Source organism: Streptomyces sp. NPDC001070, assembly GCF_053598835.1.
On record NZ_JBSFLB010000019.1, the window covers coordinates 109,033 to 130,409 of the forward strand.

Annotated in this window: 20 protein-coding genes and 1 pseudogene; 16 read left to right on the forward strand and 5 right to left on the reverse strand. The window is 71.3% G+C overall.

Features of this window, described 5'->3' with window-relative positions; translation table 11 throughout:
* Positions 1-109: 109 nt before the first annotated feature.
* The 4 genes and pseudogenes from ACWDAS_RS23495 to ACWDAS_RS23510 form a co-directional block, all read right to left on the reverse strand.
* Positions 110-1,303: a S53 family peptidase gene (locus tag ACWDAS_RS23495; protein ID WP_450394094.1), complete on the reverse strand. Its 1,194-nt coding sequence runs from the start codon at positions 1,301-1,303 to the stop codon at positions 110-112.
* 85 nt (positions 1,304-1,388) lie between these two features.
* A complete protein-coding gene (locus ACWDAS_RS23500) occupies positions 1,389-2,267 on the reverse strand; it encodes a trypsin-like serine protease (protein WP_450394096.1) in 879 nt (292 codons plus the stop codon).
* Between the two features lie 350 nt (positions 2,268-2,617).
* On the reverse strand, positions 2,618-3,457 hold the full coding sequence (locus ACWDAS_RS23505) for a hypothetical protein (protein ID WP_450394099.1): 840 nt from the start codon (positions 3,455-3,457) through the stop codon (positions 2,618-2,620).
* Positions 3,458-3,546: 89 nt separating this feature from the next.
* A pseudogene (locus ACWDAS_RS23510) lies at positions 3,547-3,699 on the reverse strand (IS256 family transposase); the annotation flags it as partial.
* Positions 3,700-4,156: 457 nt separating this feature from the next.
* Between ACWDAS_RS23510 and ACWDAS_RS23515 the strand changes: the two are divergent.
* From ACWDAS_RS23515 to ACWDAS_RS23535, 5 genes are all read left to right on the forward strand, one after another.
* On the forward strand, positions 4,157-5,248 hold the full coding sequence (locus ACWDAS_RS23515) for a hypothetical protein (RefSeq protein WP_450394100.1): 1,092 nt from the start codon (positions 4,157-4,159) through the stop codon (positions 5,246-5,248).
* Between the two features lie 147 nt (positions 5,249-5,395).
* Positions 5,396-5,794 carry a hypothetical protein gene (locus tag ACWDAS_RS23520; protein ID WP_450394103.1) on the forward strand — a complete coding sequence of 133 codons (399 nt, stop codon included), beginning with the start codon at positions 5,396-5,398 and terminating at the stop codon, positions 5,792-5,794.
* 312 nt (positions 5,795-6,106) lie between these two features.
* Complete coding sequence (gene sigJ, locus ACWDAS_RS23525) at positions 6,107-7,051, forward strand: RNA polymerase sigma factor SigJ (protein ID WP_450394106.1); 945 nt, start codon at positions 6,107-6,109, stop codon at positions 7,049-7,051.
* Positions 7,052-7,161: 110 nt separating this feature from the next.
* Complete coding sequence (locus ACWDAS_RS23530; protein ID WP_450394109.1) at positions 7,162-8,376, forward strand: NAD(P)/FAD-dependent oxidoreductase; 1,215 nt, start codon at positions 7,162-7,164, stop codon at positions 8,374-8,376.
* Positions 8,377-8,663: 287 nt separating this feature from the next.
* Complete coding sequence (locus tag ACWDAS_RS23535; RefSeq protein ID WP_450394112.1) at positions 8,664-9,194, forward strand: hypothetical protein; 531 nt, start codon at positions 8,664-8,666, stop codon at positions 9,192-9,194.
* A gap of 88 nt (positions 9,195-9,282) precedes the next feature.
* Here ACWDAS_RS23535 and ACWDAS_RS23540 read toward each other — a convergent pair whose 3' ends face one another.
* A complete protein-coding gene (locus ACWDAS_RS23540) occupies positions 9,283-9,579 on the reverse strand; it encodes a helix-turn-helix domain-containing protein (RefSeq protein ID WP_450394115.1) in 297 nt (98 codons plus the stop codon).
* 561 nt (positions 9,580-10,140) lie between these two features.
* Here ACWDAS_RS23540 and ACWDAS_RS23545 point away from each other — a divergent pair.
* From ACWDAS_RS23545 to ACWDAS_RS23595, 11 genes are all read left to right on the forward strand, one after another.
* Complete coding sequence (locus ACWDAS_RS23545) at positions 10,141-11,166, forward strand: sigma-70 family RNA polymerase sigma factor (protein ID WP_450394119.1); 1,026 nt, start codon at positions 10,141-10,143, stop codon at positions 11,164-11,166.
* 308 nt (positions 11,167-11,474) lie between these two features.
* On the forward strand, positions 11,475-12,380 hold the full coding sequence (locus tag ACWDAS_RS23550) for an ABC transporter ATP-binding protein (RefSeq protein WP_450394120.1): 906 nt from the start codon (positions 11,475-11,477) through the stop codon (positions 12,378-12,380).
* The gene (locus ACWDAS_RS23555) at positions 12,377-13,147 is read left to right on the forward strand and encodes an MlaE family ABC transporter permease (RefSeq protein ID WP_450394122.1); all 771 of its coding nucleotides are present in this window, start codon (positions 12,377-12,379) and stop codon (positions 13,145-13,147) included. Before ACWDAS_RS23550 ends, ACWDAS_RS23555 begins: the two co-directional genes overlap by 4 nt.
* Before the next feature lie 5 nt (positions 13,148-13,152).
* Positions 13,153-13,965 carry an MlaE family ABC transporter permease gene (locus tag ACWDAS_RS23560; protein WP_450394124.1) on the forward strand — a complete coding sequence of 271 codons (813 nt, stop codon included), beginning with the start codon at positions 13,153-13,155 and terminating at the stop codon, positions 13,963-13,965.
* 3 nt (positions 13,966-13,968) lie between these two features.
* Positions 13,969-15,225 carry an MCE family protein gene (locus tag ACWDAS_RS23565; protein ID WP_450394127.1) on the forward strand — a complete coding sequence of 419 codons (1,257 nt, stop codon included), beginning with the start codon at positions 13,969-13,971 and terminating at the stop codon, positions 15,223-15,225.
* Positions 15,222-16,259, forward strand: a complete 1,038-nt coding sequence (locus ACWDAS_RS23570) for an MCE family protein (RefSeq protein WP_450394130.1) — start codon at positions 15,222-15,224, stop codon at positions 16,257-16,259. Before ACWDAS_RS23565 ends, ACWDAS_RS23570 begins: the two co-directional genes overlap by 4 nt.
* Positions 16,260-16,303: 44 nt before the next feature.
* Positions 16,304-17,284, forward strand: coding sequence for an MCE family protein (locus tag ACWDAS_RS23575; protein ID WP_450394273.1), 981 nt, complete (start codon positions 16,304-16,306; stop codon positions 17,282-17,284).
* Complete coding sequence (locus ACWDAS_RS23580; protein WP_450394133.1) at positions 17,281-18,423, forward strand: MCE family protein; 1,143 nt, start codon at positions 17,281-17,283, stop codon at positions 18,421-18,423. Before ACWDAS_RS23575 ends, ACWDAS_RS23580 begins: the two co-directional genes overlap by 4 nt.
* On the forward strand, positions 18,420-19,709 hold the full coding sequence (locus ACWDAS_RS23585) for an MCE family protein (RefSeq protein WP_450394136.1): 1,290 nt from the start codon (positions 18,420-18,422) through the stop codon (positions 19,707-19,709). Before ACWDAS_RS23580 ends, ACWDAS_RS23585 begins: the two co-directional genes overlap by 4 nt.
* Complete coding sequence (locus tag ACWDAS_RS23590; RefSeq protein WP_450394139.1) at positions 19,706-20,896, forward strand: MCE family protein; 1,191 nt, start codon at positions 19,706-19,708, stop codon at positions 20,894-20,896. The genes ACWDAS_RS23585 and ACWDAS_RS23590 overlap by 4 nt, the downstream gene beginning before the upstream one ends.
* Positions 20,869-21,372, forward strand: coding sequence for a hypothetical protein (locus ACWDAS_RS23595; protein WP_450394142.1), 504 nt, complete (start codon positions 20,869-20,871; stop codon positions 21,370-21,372). The genes ACWDAS_RS23590 and ACWDAS_RS23595 overlap by 28 nt, the downstream gene beginning before the upstream one ends.
* Positions 21,373-21,377 lie beyond the last annotated feature (5 nt).

Consider the following 21,377-nt stretch of genomic DNA (forward strand, 5'->3'; position numbering starts at 1 on the left):
CGGTCAAGCCGGGGCATCGGCCTGTCGGGCGATCCGGCGGAGGCCGCGTCCGAAACGATCAGCGGGGCCGGAAGGCAGAGCGCCCTCCGGCCCCGCACATGGTCAGGGCCTAGAAGGCCCCGACGCCGTTGGGAGTACCCAGTCCGGTGGGTCCGTCCCAGCCGACGCGGGCGTTGCACCACTGGGTTGTCGGGCAGCTGCCGTTGCTCCCGGAGGTGACGTCCCACAGCGACGCGGAGTGGGCGTAGGGGTAGTTGTTGTCGATCGACCCGGTGTTGCCCGCGAGGGCGTAGACCGAGGCGATGATCGGGGCGGAGACGCTGGTGCCGCCGAAGACCAGCCACCCGGACTGGCCCTGGTAGGCGGTGCTGTCGTAGACGGCGACACCGGTCGACGGGTTGGCGACGGCGGACACGTCGGCCTCGGCCCTCTTGGCGCAGCCGGTGTCGAAGGAGGCCGCTCCGGTGAGCGCGGTGTTGTATGCGGAGCATCCGCTGCCGGCTCCGCTCCAGGCGGTTTCGGTCCAGCCGCGGGCGTTGGAGGCGCTGTTCAAGGTGGTGCCGCCGACGGCGGTGACGTAGTGCGAGGAGGCCGGGTAGCTCGCCCCGTAGCCGCTGTCACCGGAGCTGGCGGTCACGGCGATGCCCGGGTGGTTGTAGTACGAGCCATAGGTGGCGTCCGAGGCGTCGGAGCCGCCGTAGCTGTTGCTGATCGCCACCACGCCGGGGGTCGCGGCGGCTCGGTTGACCGCCGCGCCGAGGTTGGCGAAGGAGTTGGTCTTCGCCTCGACCAGCAGGATCGTGCAGTTGGGGCAGATCGCGGACGCCATGTCGAGGTCGAGCGAGATCTCCTGGGCCCAGCCGCCGTCCTTGCGCGGGTAGTTGGCACCGCCGTCCTGGTCGATCTTCTTGAAGCAGCCGTTGGCCGTGGTGCACGGGGGCAGTCCGAACTGGCTGCGGTAGACGGCCAGGTCGGATTCGGCGGTGGGGTCGTCGAAGGCGTCGACGATCGCCACCGTGCGGCCTGCTCCCGCGGTCGACGACGGCAGGTTGTACGCCGCCTGGAGGCTGGAGGGGCCGTACCCGGACGGGGTGACGGCTGGCGTGACCGGCTTCGCGGCGGCGTCCGTACGGACGAGCGCCTTGCAGGAGGCGAACCCGGGCTTGGCGGTGGCGCAGGAGTGTGCGGTCGCCGGTGCCGGTGGCGCCGTGGCGGGCGAGGCTTCGGCGGTGCCGAGGGCCGTCAGCGGGATCACCGCCATGACCATGACACCTATCGCGCCGAGCCGTGCTCGTAGCTGCATGTACATCTCCTCGGATTCCGGGTCGACGGGTCTCGACCTCGGCAGGCGGATGGGCTCCCGGACTGGGAGATCGCGTCTGCCGCCGTTATGGGAGGGTGATGAACCGGGCGAGGAAGGCCCGGGCGGCCGGGGTGTCGAGCCGGTACGCGACGTTGGTCGCGTAGCAGGGGGTGTCCCCGGTGATGGTGGTCGCGACGAGCACTCGCCGCCCGTCCAGCGTGGCGAAGTTGGGGCCGCCGGAGTCCCCGTAGCAGGCACCGCCGTTGCCCTGCGGCTCGGTCATCGCCAGCCTGACCCAGGAGGGATTGAGGGCGTCGAACGTCAGGGGGGCCTTCATGCGGACGCCGCCGCCGGGGTGGGTCTGTCCGCCGGGACCGCGCAGGGCCTCCTCGGTGCCATAACCGGCCACCTCGAATCCCGTCACGTCCAGCATCCGGGGGCCGAGCGCCCCGAGCTCCCCCGCGTGCGGGAGGACGGCGGGCGTGAATGCCCAGCGTGCGGCCACGGCGTCCGCCGGAAGCTGGACCACGGCGATGTCGTGCGGATCGGACGCCGGCCCGGGATAGGCCGGGTCGGTGTACGCCGTGCCCTCCACGCCCACCGAGGACGCGATGTCCGACGGACTCGCGGGGTGGGCCGCCGCCGCTGCGTCGAGGGCGGACTGCACGTCCTGCTCCAGGGACACGTAAAAGCGCACTCCCGACGGCCAGTCCGTGGTGCAGTGCCCCGCTGTCACGAACGTGTCCGCGTCGACCATCGTCCCGGAGCAGACCCAGTCAACCCGGTCCGGTGTCGCCGGGTCCGCGTCGTCGTCCCACTGCGCGACCAGTGCGCCGACCTCGGTCCGCTCCGGCGCCGGAGTCGCGTTGTACGAGTTGATCGCCGATGCGGGAAGCGCGGCGGCGACAGCCATACCCACCGCCCCCACCAGCGCCACGGCACTGCCGCCCGTACGTCTCGCCAAGGCTCTTCTGTTCCAGATCGTCACGATCAGCTCCCTCAGGGAAGCCACCGGCACCCGGCGGCGTCACAGACCACGCGAACCGAACTCCACCGACCCCTCGACCGGCAATCGTCTTCCGGCCAACGGGAATTCACCCGCCGGTCGACTGGACGGGGTGCAGTGTGAAGGTCCGTGGCGCGCGACGCAAGGCGCCATACAAATGGTGTGTTACCGCTCACACAACTCAACTCGGCGCAAAATCGTCCTATGTGCCGCCCGGCAGGCGGGCCGGCCCCTCACGCCGGTCGGCGCCGCGTCGAGGCTGCACCTGGCGGGGCGACTCGGCCGCTGGCCGGCGCACCGTTCCGCTGTCAGGAGTGCAGCGGGCCATAGCTCACGAAGAAGTGCCCGGGGGCGTGGCTCATGGGGTATCCCAACTGCACATCTGTGAGCATGCGCAAGATGAACTCGCCAGCTCCGCAATCGAATTGCTGCTCGTCATCGCCTTCCGACCGCGTGACCACGGTCCACTCGTCAGGATCGGTCGCGCCCGTCGACCACATGAGTCCGAGCTCGTATTCCGACCAGCCCCAAGGCACGAGTCCACCGGATGCCAGGTCGGGGCCGTACGTTTTCCACGGGTTGCGCCCAGCGCCGGGGCCGCCGGGCACGGCAAGCTCGAAGTACTCGTCGAAGCTGCCCGCACCGAACAGGTCGACGACCTCCTTGTAGTCGCTGGGTAGTGGTGTGCCGAGGTCGGCCTCGATGGCGGGCCAGTCCACGCGCGGCTTGGGTATCGGTTCCCAGCCGGTGACGATGCGCAGCTTCTCGGCCCAGGACGCGCCTTGCGGGAACCCGGCAGCCACCGGGTCCTCGCGGTGGGTGATCACGGCGACAGCCCGTGGGCCGTCGGGGGACGCGACCAGGCCGCACCCGACCCAGCGGTTCCGGTAGCCCCAGCCCCGCATCTCCAGCAATTCCCCAGCCCCGAAGGGCTCGGCCAGCGGCAGGCCGGTGCGTTCACTGAGCGACGGATCGACGAACCCGCCCGCTGCCAAATTCCGGTGCTGCCCCGCCCACCGGCCGAATTCCGCGACGAGTTCATGCAGGTTCATGCCCGGCGGGGCCTCCAGGATGACGGGTTCATCCAGTTCGAGGGGATTCTCGTTGATCAGGCGCCAGACGCTGTCGACGAATGCATTGGTTCCCACGGCCGACAGTCAACCTCATGCCACTGACATCCCCGCGGTGACCAGGCCCGCCGCAGCCCGCGCGTCCGGGGTCATCGCGGTCCCCCTCCTCAGGCAGCCAGAGTTTCGGTGCCCTCGACCAGGACTCCGCGTTCGAATCGGGCCCCGGAGCACACGAGGGGGACGAGGTGGGGTGCGTTCACGGCCCGCCACCGCTGCTGGGCGGACTCGACCAGCTTGAAGACCATGGCGAGCGCGGCGGCCGGCATCCGCCTCGCACCCTCGCGGACGATGTCGTCGATCAGGGAGCCGGTCCCGGTCGTTCCATCGGCATTCACAACGCACAGCACAAGCGTGCCTTCCCGACCGACGGTGCAATGCAACGCCGACCTACTCGATGACCAGAAGTCGATCATTCGGGAAGGTACGCCCTTCCCGTCCACCCCGAGGTCGATCCACAGGTCATGAGCATTACTCCGAGCGGCCGCCGAGGGCTGTCGCGCGTCAGATTCTCCGACACAGGGTCCCGCTTTCGTGCCGCAGGCCCAACTCGACGGCAGGGGACTTTACTTCACAGTGGATCAACGACGACACTGGTGCACCGCACGGCCGTCGACTCGCCTGGCCCCCACGCACCTCGCCCGGAAGCCCGCCGCCCGCGCCCACCCGGCCTCCCGAGACGGTGCCCCACCCCGGCTCAACTGAAGGCGAAGGACAGCCATGCGACGCTCCACCCTGATGACCCGCGGCTTCGGCGGCGGCGCCCTGGCGTGCGCCGCGGTCGCCTTGGCGCTGGTCTTCGTGCGCTACGACGCACCCGCCCCGCGTTGGGACATCCTGACGGCGCTCGGGGCGTCCGCGGCCGCCGCCGGAGCATGGGCGCTTGCCTGCCGCCTGGCACCCCGGCTGCGCCCGGCACCCTCCGACTCGCAGCCGGCCGCGCCGCCGCCCCTGCCGCGCCGGCTGCCGATGCCCGCCCGTGACGCCGGCCGTACCACGGGCGCCGTGCTCCTCATCGTGACGCCGTTCTTCCTCACCCGGCTGGCCGCCGGTACGGGCGGGGTGCTCGCCGGCGTGCTGATCATCCTCGTCTTCGTCCTGACGGCGAAGACGCTCCAGTTCGCCCGCCGCCAGACCACGCAGGCAGACATCCGCGCCAAGATGCGCGTACTGTCCGAGGACGCCGGCCGGGGCGAACTCCACGCCGTACGCGTCAGGGCCGGGGAGCCGGTGCGGATGCGCTACCTCAAGCGCGGCGACAAGCCGGGGCAGCTGGACGTCACGCAGTTCCACTGGATCGTCCTCCAGGAGGGCGGACGCGAGATCAGACTCGCCGGCCCCGTGGAGGAGGTGGGCAGAGCGGCCCTGCGCCTCGGCGGCCAGGAGGGCTGGCTCTGCTGGCCGGAGCGATGGAAGCTGATTGAGGACGAACTGCCCGCGGCGTTCGTCGCCGACAACGGCGAGACGGTCATGGGCCTCACGGACCCGGACGAGGCGCGCCCGTACCTCAAGAGCACCACCCGTCCCGACACCGCAGACCGCGCCGTCCGCCGTGTGCCGCGCACCGCCAAATTCTCCGCGCCGGTGCACAGGTGGCTCCTCGGCGGCGCCCTGCTCGCGGCGGCGATCGCCGCCCCCGTCCTCTGGTTCGGCCCCGACCGGCTGCCCTGGGCCCTGACCTGGCTCCTGTGTGCCCTGGCCGCGGCAGCGGTCGTCGTCGTGCCGCTGCGGGGGATCGGCCAGGCGACCCGCGCGCTGCCGGACGGCCCGTCCTGGACGGTGCGCGAGGAGTCGGACCCGGCCATCGCGTGACCCGGGCGGGGGCGGTCCCGCGACGCCCGCCGCCGCTCACTTGGTTGCCGCCGGCACCGCGCCGCGCGGCAGGCGGCATCCGACGCTGCACGGGAGGGCCGCGTGGACGGTGCCGGGCCGGCCACCTCATCCCAGCGGAGGCGGCACATGGGACACGCTGTCGGTGACGTGCTGGATCTGGCCGCCGGTGTCGCGGTCAGCCCGCCTCCCATCGTGGCGATCATCCTCGTCCCGGCGACTCCGCGCGGACGCGTCAACGGCACGTTGTCCAGCCTCGGATGGATGCTGGGACTCGCGGTCCAAGCGGCGGTGGCGATGTCGCGGGCCGACTGCAACCCCATCTCCCGGTGGCGCACAAGACGATTGAGGAAGGCCGCGATCCCGCTCACCGCCGCGACCATCGCCAGCTCGCTCAACGCGATCGCGCTCTCGATGCAGCCGAAGATGCGGAACATGGCCGCATCCAGGACGAAGGCGCTCAGCCCGGTGAGGAGGGTCCCCCGCAAGGACAGCAGCGGGGCGGCCACCAAAGCCGTAGCCGCGTAGAGAGCCGCGGCACTGACAGCGCGGGGCGTGGCCAGGTCCAGTGAGACGGCGAACAGGAGCGGACGGCCGGAAGCAGGCGGCTCCGCGCACCCACCCACTTCCACACTCCCAGCTCTGCCACACGCTGCTCCCGACGTCGACCGGCCCACGGCCGGCACAGGCCAACCACCCGCCCCGCCGTCTCCCCTGATCCGGCAGAAGTGTCGGCGGCCCACCCCGGCCGAGGCGCGACCGGCACCCCGGTGCTGCCGTGGGGCACGGCGCTACGGATGTGCCTCAGCCGTCTCGCACCGCGAGGGCTAAGATCCGGGCATGGCACTGACCGTGCACGACGTGGACCGGTTCGAGGCGTCCAGGCCCCGCCTGGAGGCCATCGCGTACCGCATGCTCGGTTCCGCGAGCGAGGCCGAGGACGCCGTGCAGGAGACGTTCCTGCGCTGGCAGGCCGCGGACGTCGGCCGCGTCGAGGTCCCCGAGGCCTGGCTGACCAAGGTGCTCACCAACCTGTGCCTCAACCAACTCACTTCGGCCCGCTCACGGCGCGAGACCTACGTGGGCCAGTGGCTCCCCGAGCCGCTGCTCGCCGGGGACCCGATGCTCGGCCCGGCCGACACCGCCGAACAGCGCGAGTCGGTCTCGTACGCGGTCCTCGTCCTTCTGGAACGCCTCACCCCGGGCGAGCGGGCGGTGTACGTGCTGCGAGAGGCCTTCGACTACCCGCACCGGGAGATCGCCGAGATCCTCGGCATCACCGAGGCCGCCAGCCAGCAGATCCTCCACCGTGCCAAGAAGCACGTCACGGACGGCAAGGCCCGTACCGAGATCGACGAGGCCGCCGCGCGGCGGATCGTCGAGGAATTCCTCGCGGCGGCCGCCAGCGGCCGGACCGAGCCGCTCGTGCGGCTGCTCACCCAGGACGTCGTGTCCATCGGCGACGGCGGCGGGAAGATCCCGGCCCGCGCCAAGGCATTCGAGGGCGCGCTCGCCGTCGCGAAGTTCATCCGCGGCCTGTTCACACCCGGCAAAGCCAAACAGGCCCTCGTCGGCGGCTCGCCCGAGATCCACGCCGCGACCGCCAACGGCGGCCCCGCCGTCGTGGCCGTCTTCGACGGCCGGGTCATCGGCGTCATGTGCCTGGAGGTCACCGCCGAGGGCATCGCCGGCCTCCGCAACCAGGTCAACCCCGACAAGCTCGAACGCGCCAGCCGGCGATGGGCGGCCGGCGACCATGGCGAACCCGTGTTCCGAGCCTTCTGACCCCCGTGTGTGAGCCACTTCACAACCCGCTCCTGTCAGGAAACGGCGGGCCGCCCGGTTCAAGGCGCGAACCCACCGAAGAGCGCTGAGAAGCAGACAGGAGCCAGGACATGCAGCACCGCATCGTCGTCCTCGGAGCCGGATACACCGGAGCCAGTGCCGCCGGGCGTCTCGCCAGGCGGCTGCACCGCGAAGACGTCGCCATCACCCTCGTCAACGCGGAGCCCGACTTCGTCGAGCGCGTCCGGATGCACCAGCTCGCGGCCGGTCACGACCTCAAGGCCCGGCCCCTCGACGAGATGTTCGCGGGCACCGGGGTAGAGCTGAAGCCGGGGAAGGTCACCGGCATCGACGTCGACCGCAGGACCGTCACCCTCCTCGACGCAGCGAACGGCGCGGTGGAGATCGCGTACGACACCCTCGTGTACGCCCTCGGCAGCGGCTGGAACGACCAGGGCGTCCCCGGCACCGCCGAGCACGCCCACGAGATCGCCGGCCGCGCCGGAGCGCTCCGGCTGCGCGAGCGCCTCGCCGGCCTGGCCGCCGGGCAGCCCGTGGTCGTGGTCGGCGGCGGCCTCACCGGCCTGGAGGCCGCGAGCGAGATCGCCGAGGCCCGCCCCGATCTCGCCGTGGCCCTCGCCGCCCGCGGCGGCCTCGGGGACTGGCTGTCGCCCAAGGCCGTCCGGCACCTGCGGAAGGTCCTTGACCGGCTCGGCGTCACCGTGCACGAGCACGCCACCGTCACCGGCGTGGAGGCCGACCGCGTCATCACCGCCGACGGGACCGCCATCCCGGCCGCGGTCACCGTGTGGACCACCGGCTTCGCCGTCCACCCCATCGCGACGGGCACCACCCTGCAGGTCACCGACACCGGCCAGATCGTGGTCGACGGGACCCTGCGCTCGTACTCCCACCCGGACGTGTACGCCATCGGCGACGCGGCCATGGTGACGGGCCCCGGCGACAAGCCGCTGCGCATGTCGTGCGCATCGGGCGTCCCCACCGCCTGGCAGGCCGCCGACGCCATCGCGGCCCGGCTGACCGGCGGGAAGCTCCCGAACGTGCCGCTGCGCTACTTCAACCAGTGCATCTCGCTGGGGCGCAAGGAGGGCCTGATCCAGTACGTCACCGCCGACGACCGCGCCGTCCGCGCGACTCTGACGGGGCGGTTCGCCGCCGTGTACAAGGAACTTGTCTGCAAGGGCGCGGCCTGGGGCGTCGCCAACCCGACGATGGGCATTCCGACCCGGCGCAGGCGTGTCGTGCGGCAGCCGGCGAGGGAGGGGGCGGGCGCGCCGGGCGCGGCAGTGAAGACGTCGGCCTGACACCCGCAGAGCGTCCATGAAGAGGGGGGCACCGGATCGGTGTCCCCCGGCTCGCCCGCCGGTCCCGTTGCACACGCCGCCACGCGCTGTCGCCCACTGCCGGCGCGCAGGCCGTGAGCCGACCCCGATCCGCCTCGGAGCGCACAGCGCACAGTCCGCAAGCCGAGCGACCAGACCCTGGTGACGGTGTCACTGAGGACGCCCGATCGGGGGTAGGACACACCCGAGGACACTTGGGGGTGGGGACAGTGGAGTGCACCCGTTCTCGCGTCACTTCGACGATCGGAGTGATCATCACCTGGGTCGCGGCGGGCTTGTTCCTCTGGTACGCCGTTGCCCACATCCACGAGACCCCTCACGTGCTGGTCCGCTTCTGGCCCTTCAGCTCCGCGTGGGCCATCTTCACGGTCAGCGCCGCATCCGCCGTATGGGCGGCCCAGGCCGCCTGGGCCTATGCGCAGGCTCGGGCGGAAGCCCCCCCGACCAGGAAAGCACCCGCGGGGACAGGACTCCCGAGCCAGGTCGGCTTCGTCATCGTGGTCACGGTGACCTTCACCATCGGTCCGACGGTGATGCTCACCCACGCGGTGGCCGGATGGGTCGTCCTCGGAGTCGGCGTGATCGTGGCGGCTCTGTACATCACCGTCCTCGTCATCAGCACCATGACCCAGGACCCCGCCGGGAGGGAGGCGGCGGCCGATGCCACGAGAATCACGAGTGACATCGAGCGCCGGGCACGACAGTCCGTTGCCGGGACCGAGACGCCTCCCGCAGACCCCCCTTCGTCCGGCGGGGCATCCGGGTCCGGGACACGCTGAGCCGTTTCCAGCCTGGTCGACGGTGGGCGGGATGCGGGACGAGGTGAAGCCGGCGCCACTGCGGGTGCCGATCAATCATCCGCCCTGATCAGGCTGCATGCTGGTACGCGTGCAGGGTTCCGCCGGGTCGACCTCGTCGCCGGATCTCCAGGTGCTTGAGCCGTCCTGGCTCGGTGGCCGGGTCGGGCAGTGGGCGGAGCGGAGCCGCTTGACCCAGGGCCTGGTGGAGGCGATGGCCGTTGTACAACGACTCGAACTCGCGGAGGGTGCGGGCGAGCGCGTCAAGGACGGCGACGCTGGGGCGATTCTCCTTGCCGCGCTCAAGGCGCACGTAGTAGTCGATGCCGATCCCGGCGAGGGTGGCCACCTGGCCGGTGCGGGGCACCGTGCACGTGTGGTGGCGAGGGGATGAGATGTCCTCTCAAGCCGGCCGAGTTCGACCGCAGCACCGTGCCGGGACGCCGCACACGGCGCAGCGGAGCGAGACTCAGCAGAGCCAGCTCCAGGCGTCGATGACCAGCGTGCGCAGACGCGCTGTCCCTCCGGGCGTCGAGCCCCGCGCCCGCGACAATCATGATTCGCAGCAGGGGATGCGGCACCTCGGCCGCGAGAAGGCGGCATTGGGGTGACTGTCGGACCTTCCGTTCACTGTCCGCGTCATAGCCGACATCACCGTTTCGGATTCCTCTGGGTGACCCGCAGCGAGCTTTCGACGCGGCCCGGAAGACCGCAAGTGACCACCGCCGCGCCTCGGGGCCGGTCCCGGAGTGGACGCAGGAGCCATGAAACAGGGCCCGTTGTAAGGCCGCAGCTTCCAGGACCCGGACGGCCACCTGCGGGGAGGTCATGTACACGGCCCCGGCGGCCGCCGGGGCCTGACCCCTCCCCGTCCGGCGTACTCGGGAGTAGCATCGGCCCATCGGTGTGGAAGCGCGAAGGGGCACTGATGGCGACGGAAATCCATCGCGGCTCGGATGAGCGATGGCAGCTGATGTGGAGCCACCGCGAAGCGCTGATGAGAGTCGCGCGCCGCCGGTCCATGAGCCGGGAGGACGCGGAGGACGCCGTCCACGAGGCGATGCTGCGCGCCATGGAGAACCCGAATGTCGAAGACGAGCGGCTGGGCGCGTGGCTGACGACCGTGACCATGCGGCTGTGCGCGGACCGGTACCGGCAGGTGAACCGTGAGACGGAGGTCGGCACACTCGCGGGCCGCGCGATGCCGGCGCCGGCGACGGTCGAGGAGTCGGTCTGCGATCGTGCCGAGGCGGTCTGGCTGGCCGCGCAGAGCGGCGACCTGCCCGCCCGGCAGGCGGAGGCGCTGCGGCTGAGATCGCAGGACCTGGACGTCGAGCAGGTCGCGTCCCGCATGGGGCTCAGCTACCGGGCGGTCGAGTCGCTGCTCGCCCGGGCACGGCGGGCGTTGCGGCAGACGCTGGCCGCGACCTTCGGTCTCGCGCTGTGGCTGTGCGGGCGCGTGGCCCGGCAGCGTCCGGCGGGCGGCGGCGGTGTCCTGCAGACGGTGGCCGCGGTGTCCACGGCGGCGACGCTCACGGTGCTGGGGCTGGCCGTCCCGTACGCGGGTGACGCGGCCGGGCCGCCGCGACACCCGCCCGCGGCGACGGCGGCGGAGAAGAACGGATCGGAAACGTCCCGCCACGGCCGGCCGGAGCACGCACCGGAGGTGCACGGCCTTGGCGGTCCGGCCGGGGGCCGCGGCGCGGCGTCGGCCTCACCGTCGCCGCGACCCCGCTTGCGCCTCCCGACGCGGGCGGCGGTGCCGGATGTGTCCGCAACCGCCGTGCCCCCGCTGGCGGCGGCCCCCACGGTGCCGGCGGTCCCGGCGGTTCCCTCGGTCGCCGCGCTGCCCAGCCTGCCGACGGTGCCGACGCTCCCCGCGGTGGGCGACGTCCCGGTGACGGTTATCCCGTCGGCGCTGCCGAACGTTCCGGGCGTGCCTGTGCGTCCTTGACCGGGCGTCCCCACCGGGCCCGGTGGGGAGACCCCGCACTTTCGGCGGTGCCGGGCTGTTGCTCACGCTTGCCCATGGTCGTCTGCGTCCCGTGACGGGTATCCGCGCCTTTGCCGGCGGACGCCCCCGGACATCCGTGCGCCCGCGACCGGGCCCGGAGGCCTCTCGAAAAAAACTTTCCCTCCGCCGCGACGGACGCGGCGTCCCCCGCCGTAGAGCACGTGACAGGCCGGGAGCGTGGGCTCCCCCGCTTCCCGTCCGCGCCCCGGTCTGTCACGACGGTGTGGTCGTGGCGGAGGGGATTCCGGATGGGTGTGGAGATCCGTGTCGAGGGGCTGACCAAGTCCTTCGGCCGCCAGGTCATCTGGCAGGACGTCTCGCTCACGCTCCCCGCCGGGGAGATCTCCGTGATGCTGGGTCCCTCCGGTACGGGCAAGTCGGTCTTCCTGAAGACCCTGGTCGGCCTGCTGCGGCCGGACCGGGGATCGGTCCATGTCGCCGGCCGTGACATCACCCGCCTGCGCGAGCGCGAACTCTACGAGGTGCGGCGGCTGTTCGGCGTGCTGTTCCAGGACGGCGCGCTGTTCGGCTCCATGAACCTCTTCGACAACATCGCTTTCCCCCTGCGCGAACACACCCGCAGACGCGAGAGCGAGATCCGGCGCGTCGTCCTGGAGAAGATGGACATGGTCGGCCTCATCGGCGCGGAGGAGAAGCTGCCCGGGGAGATTTCGGGCGGTATGCGCAAGCGGGCGGGGCTCGCCCGTGCGCTGGTCCTGGACCCGGAGATCATCCTCTTCGACGAACCCGACTCGGGGCTGGACCCGGTCCGCGTGGCGTACCTCAACCAGCTGATCGTGGACCTGAACGCGCAGACGGACGCGACCTTCCTGATCGTCACGCACGACATCGCGTCGGCGCGCCAGGTGCCCGACAACATCGGGCTGCTGTTCCGCCGCGAGCTGGTGATGTTCGGCCCGCGGGAGAAGCTGCTGTCCAGTGACGAGCCGGTCGTGCGGCAGTTCCTGGGGGGCCGGATGGAGGGCCCGATCGGGATGGCGGAGGAGAAGGACGCCTTCCAGGTCGAGCAGGAGCTGACGGGGCTCGACGACACAACCGGTGTCGGCGTCGCCCCGCGGCTGCTGCCCAGCGCCGGCATCGGCCGGCCGCCCCGCTGGGCCGCCATCGCCGAACGGGAGGGGGCGCATCCGTGAGCCTCTCTCCTGTCGCGGGGCTGCGGCACACCGGAGATCTCTTCGCCCTCGCCCTGGACGTGCTGCGGACCCTGCCCCGGCGCCCCTTCCAGGTGCGGGAGTTCATTCAGCAGGCCTGGTTCATCGCGAGCGTCACGATCCTGCCGACCGCCCTGGTGTCCATCCCCTTCGGTGCGGTGATCGCCCTGCAGATCGGCAGCCTCACCCGCCAGTTGGGCGCGCAGTCCTTCTCCGGCGCCGCCTCCGTGCTGGCGGTGCTGCGCGAGGCATCCCCGATCGTGACGGCGCTGCTGATCGCGGGCGCGGGAGGTTCGGCGATCTGCGCGGACCTGGGGGCGCGCAAGATCCGGGAGGAGATCGACGCGATGGAGGTGCTGGGCATCGACCCGGTCCACCGGCTGGTCGTCCCCAGGGTCCTGGCCTCGATGGTGGTGGCGGTGCTGCTCAACGGCCTGGTGTCGGTGGTCGGCGTGGCCGGCGGCTACTTCTTCAACGTCGTCCTGCAGAACGGCACTCCGGGCGCCTACCTGGCCTCGTTCACCACGCTCGCCCAGCTGCCCGACCTGTACGCGGCGGAGCTCAAGGCCCTGGTCTTCGGCGCGATCGCCGCGATCGTCGCCGCGTACAAGGGACTGACCGCCAAGGGCGGCCCGAAGGGCGTCGGTGACGCGGTCAACCAGTCGGTGGTGATCACCTTCATGCTGCTCTTCGTCACCAACTTCGTGATGACCGCCGTGTACTTCCAGATCGTTCCGCAGAAGGGATGAGGAGGATGGCGCTGACCGGCCTCACACACCGCCTGGAGGAGCTGGGCGGCCAACTGGCCTTCTACGGGCGCTCGCTCGCCTGGACCGGCCGTACGCTGCGCCGCTACAAGAAGGAGGTCCTGCGGCTGCTCGCCGAGGTCAGCTTCGGGCGCGGAGCGCTGGCCGTGGTCGGCGGCACCGTCGGCGTCATCGCCTTCCTGTCGTTCTTCACCGGCACCGAGGTGGGGCTGCAGGGCTACGCGGCCCTCAACCAGCTCGGCACCTCGAACTTCGTGGCCTTCCTGTCCGCGTACTTCAACACCCGGGAGATCGCCCCCCTGGTCGCCGGGCTCGCCCTGTCCGCGACCGTCGGCGCCGGGTTCACCGCGCAGCTCGGCGCCATGCGGATCAGCGAGGAGGTCGACGCGCTGGAGGTGATGGCGGTCCCCTCACTGCCGTTCCTGGTCACTACCCGCATGATCGCCGGCTTCGCCGCGGTCGTGCCGCTGTACGTGATCGGGCTGCTCTCCTCCTACCTGGCCGCCCGCACCATCACCACCGGCTTCCACGGGCAGTCGGCCGGCACCTACGACCACTACTTCCAGCAGTACCTGCCGCCCGTCGACGTGTTCTGGTCCTTCGGCAAGGTGATCGCCTTCGCCGTGATGATCATCCTGGTGCACTGCTACTACGGCTACCACGCCAAGGGCGGCCCCGCAGGCGTCGGCGTCGCGGTCGGCAGGGCGGTGCGCACCTCCATCGTCGCCGTGAACGTCCTCGACTTCTTCCTCAGCCTGGCGATCTGGGGAGCCAACACGACCGTACGGATCGCGGGATAGCCCATGTTGTTGAGAAAGGCGAAGCCGCCGGAGCCGGCGCGCGCGGGGACGTCCCCGGTTGCGCTGCGGCTGTACGGCCTGGTCTTCCTGGCCGTACTGGTCCTGCTGCTGTCGCTCGCCGTGGCCGCCTACCGCCAGGCGTTCACGCCGGTGGTGCGCATCACCCTCCAGGCCGACACCATCGGCAACCAGCTGGAGCCCGCCGCCGACGTCAAGCTGCGCGGCCTCATCGTCGGCCAGGTGCGCGACGTGCGGGCCGACGGGACGAAGGCGACCCTCGGCATCGCGCTCAAGCCGGAGCACGTCGCCGACATCCCGGCGAACGTGGAGGCGCGGCTGCTGCCCAAGACCCTCTTCGGTGAGAAGTACGTGGACCTGGTCGTCCCCCGCAGGCCCGCGACGCGCCACATCCGGGCGGGGGACGTGATCACCCAGGACCGCACCAGGGCCGGCATCGAGGTGCAGCAGCTGATGAACGACCTCCTGCCGCTGCTGCGCACCGTCCAGCCCGCCGAGCTCAACGCCACGCTCTCCGCCTTCGCCGACGCTCTGGAGGGCCGCGGCGATCGGATCGGCGGCAACCTCGACCGCGTCCAGCGGTATCTGCACGCCCTCAACCCGCACATGCCGCAGATCAAGGAGGACATCACGCGCTTCGCCGATGTGACCGAGGTGTACGGGGACGCGGCGCCGGACCTGCTGAAGGTGCTCCGCAACACCATCACCACCAGCCGCACCCTGGTCGAGAAGCGGGACACCTTCGCGGCGCTGCTGACCGGGACCACCGCCTTCGCCAGGACCGGGCAGGACGTGCTGAGCGACAACGCCGACCGGATCATCACCCTGAACCGGGTCTCCCGCCCCACGCTGGCGCTGCTGGCCCGCTACTCGCCCGAGTTCCCGTGCCTGCTGGGCGGGGTGGCGAAGGAGGAGCCGCTGGCCGAGAAGGTCTTCGCCGGCGGTGAGATGCACATCACCCTGGAGATCGTCCGGCCGCGTCCCGCGTACCGCCCCGGCGAGGAGCCGCGCTACGCCGACAGGTCCGGACCCGACTGCCGTGGACTGCCCGATCCGCGGGTGCCGGCGCCTGGCCTCCATCTCAACGACGGAACGAGGGCGTCGAGTGCGTCGGCGTCCGAGCAGGACGTCATCGGCGCACTGGTCGCACCGGTCATGGGTGTGCCCGCGGACCGGGTGCCGGCGGTCGCGACCCTGCTCTTCGGCCCCCTGGTCCGCGGGACGGCGGTGAGCGTGGCATGAGGGCGATGGAGACCACCGCACCGCTGATCAAGTTCGGCGTTTTCGCCGCCCTGACGATCCTGGCCACCGTGCTGCTCGCGGCCACCATCGTCAACGTCCGCTTCACCGCCACCGATTCGTACAGCGCGGTCTTCAGCGATGTCACGAGCCTGGAGACCGGCGACGACATCCGCGTGGCCGGGGTGCGGGTCGGCGAGGTCGAGGCCATCCGTACGACGACGGCCGGCGACCGTACGGTCGCCGAGGTCACCTTCACCGTCGACCACGACCGGCCGCTGCTCGCCGGCACGGGGGCCGCCATCCGCTACCGGACCCTGGTCGGCCAGCGCTACATCGCGCTCACCGAGGGCCCGGGGGACGGGACCCGGCTCAAGCCGGGCGGGCGTATCCCGCTGTCCCGGACCCGGCCCGCGCTGGACCTGACGGCGCTGCTCAACGGCTTCAAGCCGCTGTTCGCCGCGCTCAGCCCCCAGGACGTCAACCAGCTCGCGTACGAGATCATCCGCACCCTGCAGGGCGAGGGCGGCACGGTCAACAGCCTGCTGGCCCGCACGGCGTCGCTGACCTCGACGCTCGCCGACCGCGACGAGCTGATCGGCTCCGTGATCGACAACCTCAACGACGTGCTGGGCACCCTCGACCAGCGCAGCGCCCGCTTCTCCGGGCTGCTCACCCAGTTGCGGCGGGTGGTGTCCGGACTGTCCGCCGACCGCACCGCCATCGGCGACTCGCTGGTGAGCATCGGCGATCTGACCGAGGCCACCTCGGGTCTGCTGGAGCAGGGCCGCCCGGCACTGCGCTCCGACATCTCGCAGCTGTCCGACCTGTCCAAGACGCTGAACGACAACGAGAAGACCGTGGAGGGCGTCCTGAAGCGACTGCCGGACAAGCTCGACAAGCTCACCGCGACGGCGTCCTACGGATCCTGGTTCAACTTCTACCTCTGCGACTTCGACGGACGGGTCGTCCTGCCGAAGACCGCCGGGACGCTCACCCCGGAACTCCACGTCCAGCAGGCGAGGTGCGCGGGATGAGAGGCATACCGATCCCCCGGATCAAGCGCGTACGGATCCCCAGGATGAAGCCGTTCCGCGAACGCAATCCGCTCGTCATCGGCGCCATCGGACTCAGCGTGATCACCCTGCTGGTCGTCGCGGCCTTCAACGTCGAGGAGCTGCCGCTGATCGGCGGCGGCGACCGCTACAGCGCGGCCTTCTCCGAGGCGGGCGGGCTGAAGCCCGGTGACGAGGTACGCATCGCCGGCGTCAAGGCCGGCAAGGTCGACACCGTCGAACTCGCCGGGGATCACGTGAAGGTGAGCTTCCGGGTCAAAAGCGACCAGCACCTGGGCGCCGGCACCGGCGCCTCGATCCGGATCAAGACGATCCTGGGAGCCAAGTACCTGGCACTGGAGCCGAAGGGCCCCGGGCGGCTGGCACCCGGCAGCGAGATACCGCGGTCGCGCACGGTCTCCGCGTACGACGTCGTGGCGGCCTTCAGCGACCTCACCACCACCAGCGAGAAGATCGACACCGATCAGCTGGCGACCGCCCTGGACACCATCTCGGGCACCTTCAGGGACTCCCCGGCCGAGGTGAGGGCCTCCATCACGGGACTGTCCCGGCTCTCCCGGACCGTCGCCTCCCGGGACCAGGCGCTGCGCGAACTCCTCGACCACGCCAACGGCGTCACCGGCGTCCTCGCCGACCGCTCCGACCAGCTGGTCACCCTCATGAAGGACGGGGACAGGCTGCTCCGGGAACTCGACCGGCGGCGCACGGCCATCCACGACCTGCTCGTCAGCGCCACCACGCTCGGCACCCAGCTGTCCGGCCTCGTCGACGACAACCGCAAGGCGATCGGGCCCGCGCTGAGCCGTCTGGAGACGGTGATACGGATGCTCCAGCGCAACCAGACCAGCCTGGACCGCAGCATCACGCTGCTCGCGCCTTTCGCCCGGCTGTTCACCAACACCCTCGGCAACGGCCGCTGGTTCGACACCTACGTCCAGAACGTCGTCGCCGTGCCCGTCACCCCCCGGACGGGAGGGTCGCGATGAGCCGCCTGGAAAGGCTCCGCACGCCCCGCCTGGTGCGCGGGCTGGCGCTGGTCACCGCGCTCACGGTGGTCGCGTGTCTCGCCGTCGCCTGGTGGCCGCGGAGCCCGGCCGTGACCGTCACGGCGTACTTCCCGCGCACCGTCGGGATCTACCCCGGTTCGGACGTGCGGGTGCTCGGCGTCCGGATCGGCGAGGTCAAGGAGATCACGCCCGAGGGTGGCCGGGTCCGGGTCGAGCTGAGCTACGACGCGGCGCAGAAGGTCCCCGCCGACGCCAAGGCCGCGATCATCAACTCGTCGGTGGTCAGCGACCGTTACGTCCAGCTGCTGCCGGTCTACCGCTCCGGCCCGGTGATGCGCGGCGGCGCCGTCATCCCCGAGAGCCGCACCGCCGTCCCCGTCGAGCTGGACCGCGTCTTCGACAGCCTCCACACCACGGCGGAGGCGCTCGGCCCGCGCGGCGCCAACGAGGACGGCTCGCTGTCCCGGCTGCTCGGCGTCAGCGCCGACAATCTCAACGGCCAGGGCGAGCGGCTGCACCAGACTGTCGAGGACCTCTCGCTGGCCGTCACCACCCTCTCCGACGGGCGGACCGATCTGTTCGGGACGGTTCGCAATCTGCAGCTGTTCACCGCCGCACTGGCCGCCGACGACCAGAGCGTCCGGTCCTTCAACGACAGCCTGGCCGAGGTCGCCGGGCAGCTGTCGGGAGAACGCGACGACCTGTCGGCGGCGCTCAAGCAGCTGTCGACCGCGCTCGGCGACGTGGCGGTCTTCGTACGCGACAACAAGCACCGGCTCACCACCGACGTGAAGGGGCTGAGCGAGGTCACCCGCGTCCTGGTGACACAGCGGGCCGCCCTGGAGGAGTTCATGGACGTGGTGCCCGCCGGGCTGTCCAATCTGCAGAACGCCTACAACCCGTCCTCCGGCACCCTCGACACCCGCGACGACGCCGAGCAGGCCCAGGACCCGGCGTCCCTGGTGTGCTCGCTGCTGCGTACGGCCGGCGAGAAGGCGGACTGCGCGAGCCTGAAGAAGCTCTTCGACGCCCTGCCCTCCGTGAAGGACACGACGGCGGCGACGGGTACCGGCACGGTCGACAGGACGCTGGGCGGGATCCTGGGGGTGGCCGCATGAGGCGCGTGAAGGCGGTGCTGTGCACCGCGGCCGGGGCGGTGCTGCTGACGGCCTGCGAATTCAACGGGCTGTACGACGTGCCGCTGCCGGGCGGCGCGGCGGGGCACGGGCACGCCTACCACGTCACGGTGGAGTTCCGGGATGTGCTCGACCTGGTGCCGCAGTCCGCGGTGAAGGTCAACAACGTCACGGTGGGCGCGGTCGAGAAGGTCGAGCTCGACGGCTGGCACGCCCGCGTACGCCTGCGGGTCGCCGACTCCGTCAAGCTGCCCGGAAACGCGGTGGCCGAGCTGCGCCAGACCAGCATGCTCGGCGAGAAGTACGTCGCCCTGCAGGCCCCGACCGGTGTCACGCCGTCCGGACGGCTCGGCGACGGGGATGTGATCCCGCTGTCGCGCAGTGGCCGCAACCCCGAGATAGAGGAGGTGCTGTCCGCGCTGTCGGCGCTGCTCAACGGCGGCGGCGTGGCCCAGCTCCACACCATCACGCGGGAGTTGAACAAGGCCCTGACGGGGCGCGAGGACCGGGTCAAGAGCCTGCTCAAGGAGCTGGACACCTTCGTCGGCGGTCTCGACGACCAGAAGTCGCAGATCGTCCGCGCGCTCAAGGGCGTCGACAGGCTGTCCAGGACCCTCAGGGAGCAGCGGGCCACCATCGGCAAGGCGGTCGACTCCATCCCCCCGGCCCTGAAGATCCTCGCCGACCAGCGCCGCGACCTGACCAGGATGCTCACCTCCCTGTCCGACCTGGGCAAGGCCGGCACCAAGGTGATCAACGCCTCCGGCGACGACGTCGTCGCCAACCTGCGCAGCCTGCGGCCGATCCTGACCCGCCTCAACCAGGCGGGCGCCGATCTGCCGAACGCCCTGGAACTCATGACCACCTACCCCTTCCCGCGCAACGTGACCGACGCGATCAAGGGCGACTACGTCAACCTGAAGATCACCGCCGACCTCGACCTGAAGAGCCTCTACGGCAACTTGAGCAAGGGCCCGGGCGGCCCTTCCCGGCCCCCCGGGTCCGGCAAAGGCCCCGGCTCGGGGCCCCTTCCCGAGCTGCCCCCGCTGCCGACTTCCCTGCCGAGCCTGCCCGGTGTGCCGACCGTGCCGGCCGTCCCTCCGGTTCCGACCCTGCCGGTCCCCGGCCCGACGCACACGTCCGGCGGCGGCGCGCTCTGCCCGCCCGTGTGCTTGGGCAGCCAGGCCTCCTACGACCGCGGCACGCCGTCCGCCGCCGGCGTCGACTGGGAGCTGGCCGGCCTCATGACAAGGGGGCTGGGCGCGTGATCACCCGTATGGTCAAGGCCCAGCTGGCCGCCTTCGCCGCGATCACCGCCCTCGGCGTGTCCTATGTGGGCGCCGAGTACGCGGGCCTCGGTGAGCGCGTCATGGACAGCGGCTACACCGTGCACGCCGACTTCGCCGACTCCGGCGGTGTCTTTCCGGGCGCCGAGGTGACCTACCGCGGCGTGCCGGTGGGCCGCGTGCGGGCGCTGCGGCTGAGCGGCGCCGACGGCGTGGCCGTGGACCTGCGCATCACCGGCGCGTCCCGCATCCCCGCCGACACCCTCGCCGTCGTCGCCAACCGATCCGCCGTCGGAGAGCAGTACGTCGACCTGCAGCCGCGCGCCGCCACGGGCCCGTACCTGCGCGACGGAAGCACGATCGCCCGCCGGGACACCCGCACCCCGCTGCCCACCACAGAGTTGATCCTCAGCCTCGACCGCCTCGTCAACTCCGTCGGCAAGAAGGACCTGATGGTGACCGTCGACGAACTCGGCGCCGCCTTCGCCGGCACCGGGCCCGACCTGACGCGCCTGGTCGACTCCGGCAACAGCCTGGTCGACGCCGCCGAGCGCGACCTCCCGCGGACCATCGGCCTGATCGAGAACTCCCGTACCGTGCTGAAGACCCAGGCCGACAAGGGATCGGCGATCCGGTCCTTCTCCCGCGACCTGGCCGGCCTCAGCGCCACACTGAAGGACCGCGACGCCGACATCCGACGCCTGATGGACAACGGCGTCAGCGCCTCCCACGAGCTGAACGCCCTGCTGAAGGCCAACCGTTCCGCGCTGCCCGTCCTGCTCGGCAACCTCGTCAGCGGCGGCCGAGTCGTCGTCGCCCGCCTGCCCGGACTGGAACAGACCCTGGTCACCTTCCCCGCCGTCGTCGCCGGCGGCTTCACCGTCCTCCCCGGCGACGGCACCGCCCACTTCGGGCTCGTCGCCAACGCCGGAGACCCCCCGCCCTGCCGCCAGGGCTACGGCTCCACACAACGCCGCGACCCCGCCGACACCGCACACCGCCCCGCCGACACCCGGGCCCGCTGCACCGCCCCGCGCGGCTCGCCGACCTCCGTGCGCGGGGCCCAGAACGCCCCCAAGGGCAGCGTCTCCATCGGCTCGACCGGCGGCCAGCAGGCCGTCTTCGGAAAGGATTCATGGCAATGGCTGCTCGTCGGCCCCATGGTGTGACCGACCGCCGCGTCCTCGCCGCGCTCGGTGCCTTCGCCGTACTGCTCGCCGTCGTGTCCTGCTGGTACGGCCTGCGGCTCCACCAGCGGTACGCGGACGAGCGCCGCGACCAGGACATCGTCGCCGCCGCCCGGCAGTCGGCGCTCAACTTCACCTCACTCGACTACCGGCACTACGCGCAGGACAGCAAGAACGTCCTCAGTGGCGCCACGGGCGACTTCAAGAGGCAGTTCACCGAGCAGACCGACCAGCTCACCAAGCTGGTCACCGTCAACAAGTCCGTCTCCGAGGGCCAGATCCTCGAAGCCGGCATCGTCCGCGCCGACGACGCCTCGGCCCGCGTCCTGGTCGTCGCCGACAGCAAGGTCACGAACACCGCCGTCCCGAACGGCGAGGCCCGCACCTACCGGCTCCAGCTCGACCTCCGCCGCGTGGACGGACGCTGGCTGACGTCCGACGTCGAGTTCGTCGGCTGAGAGGA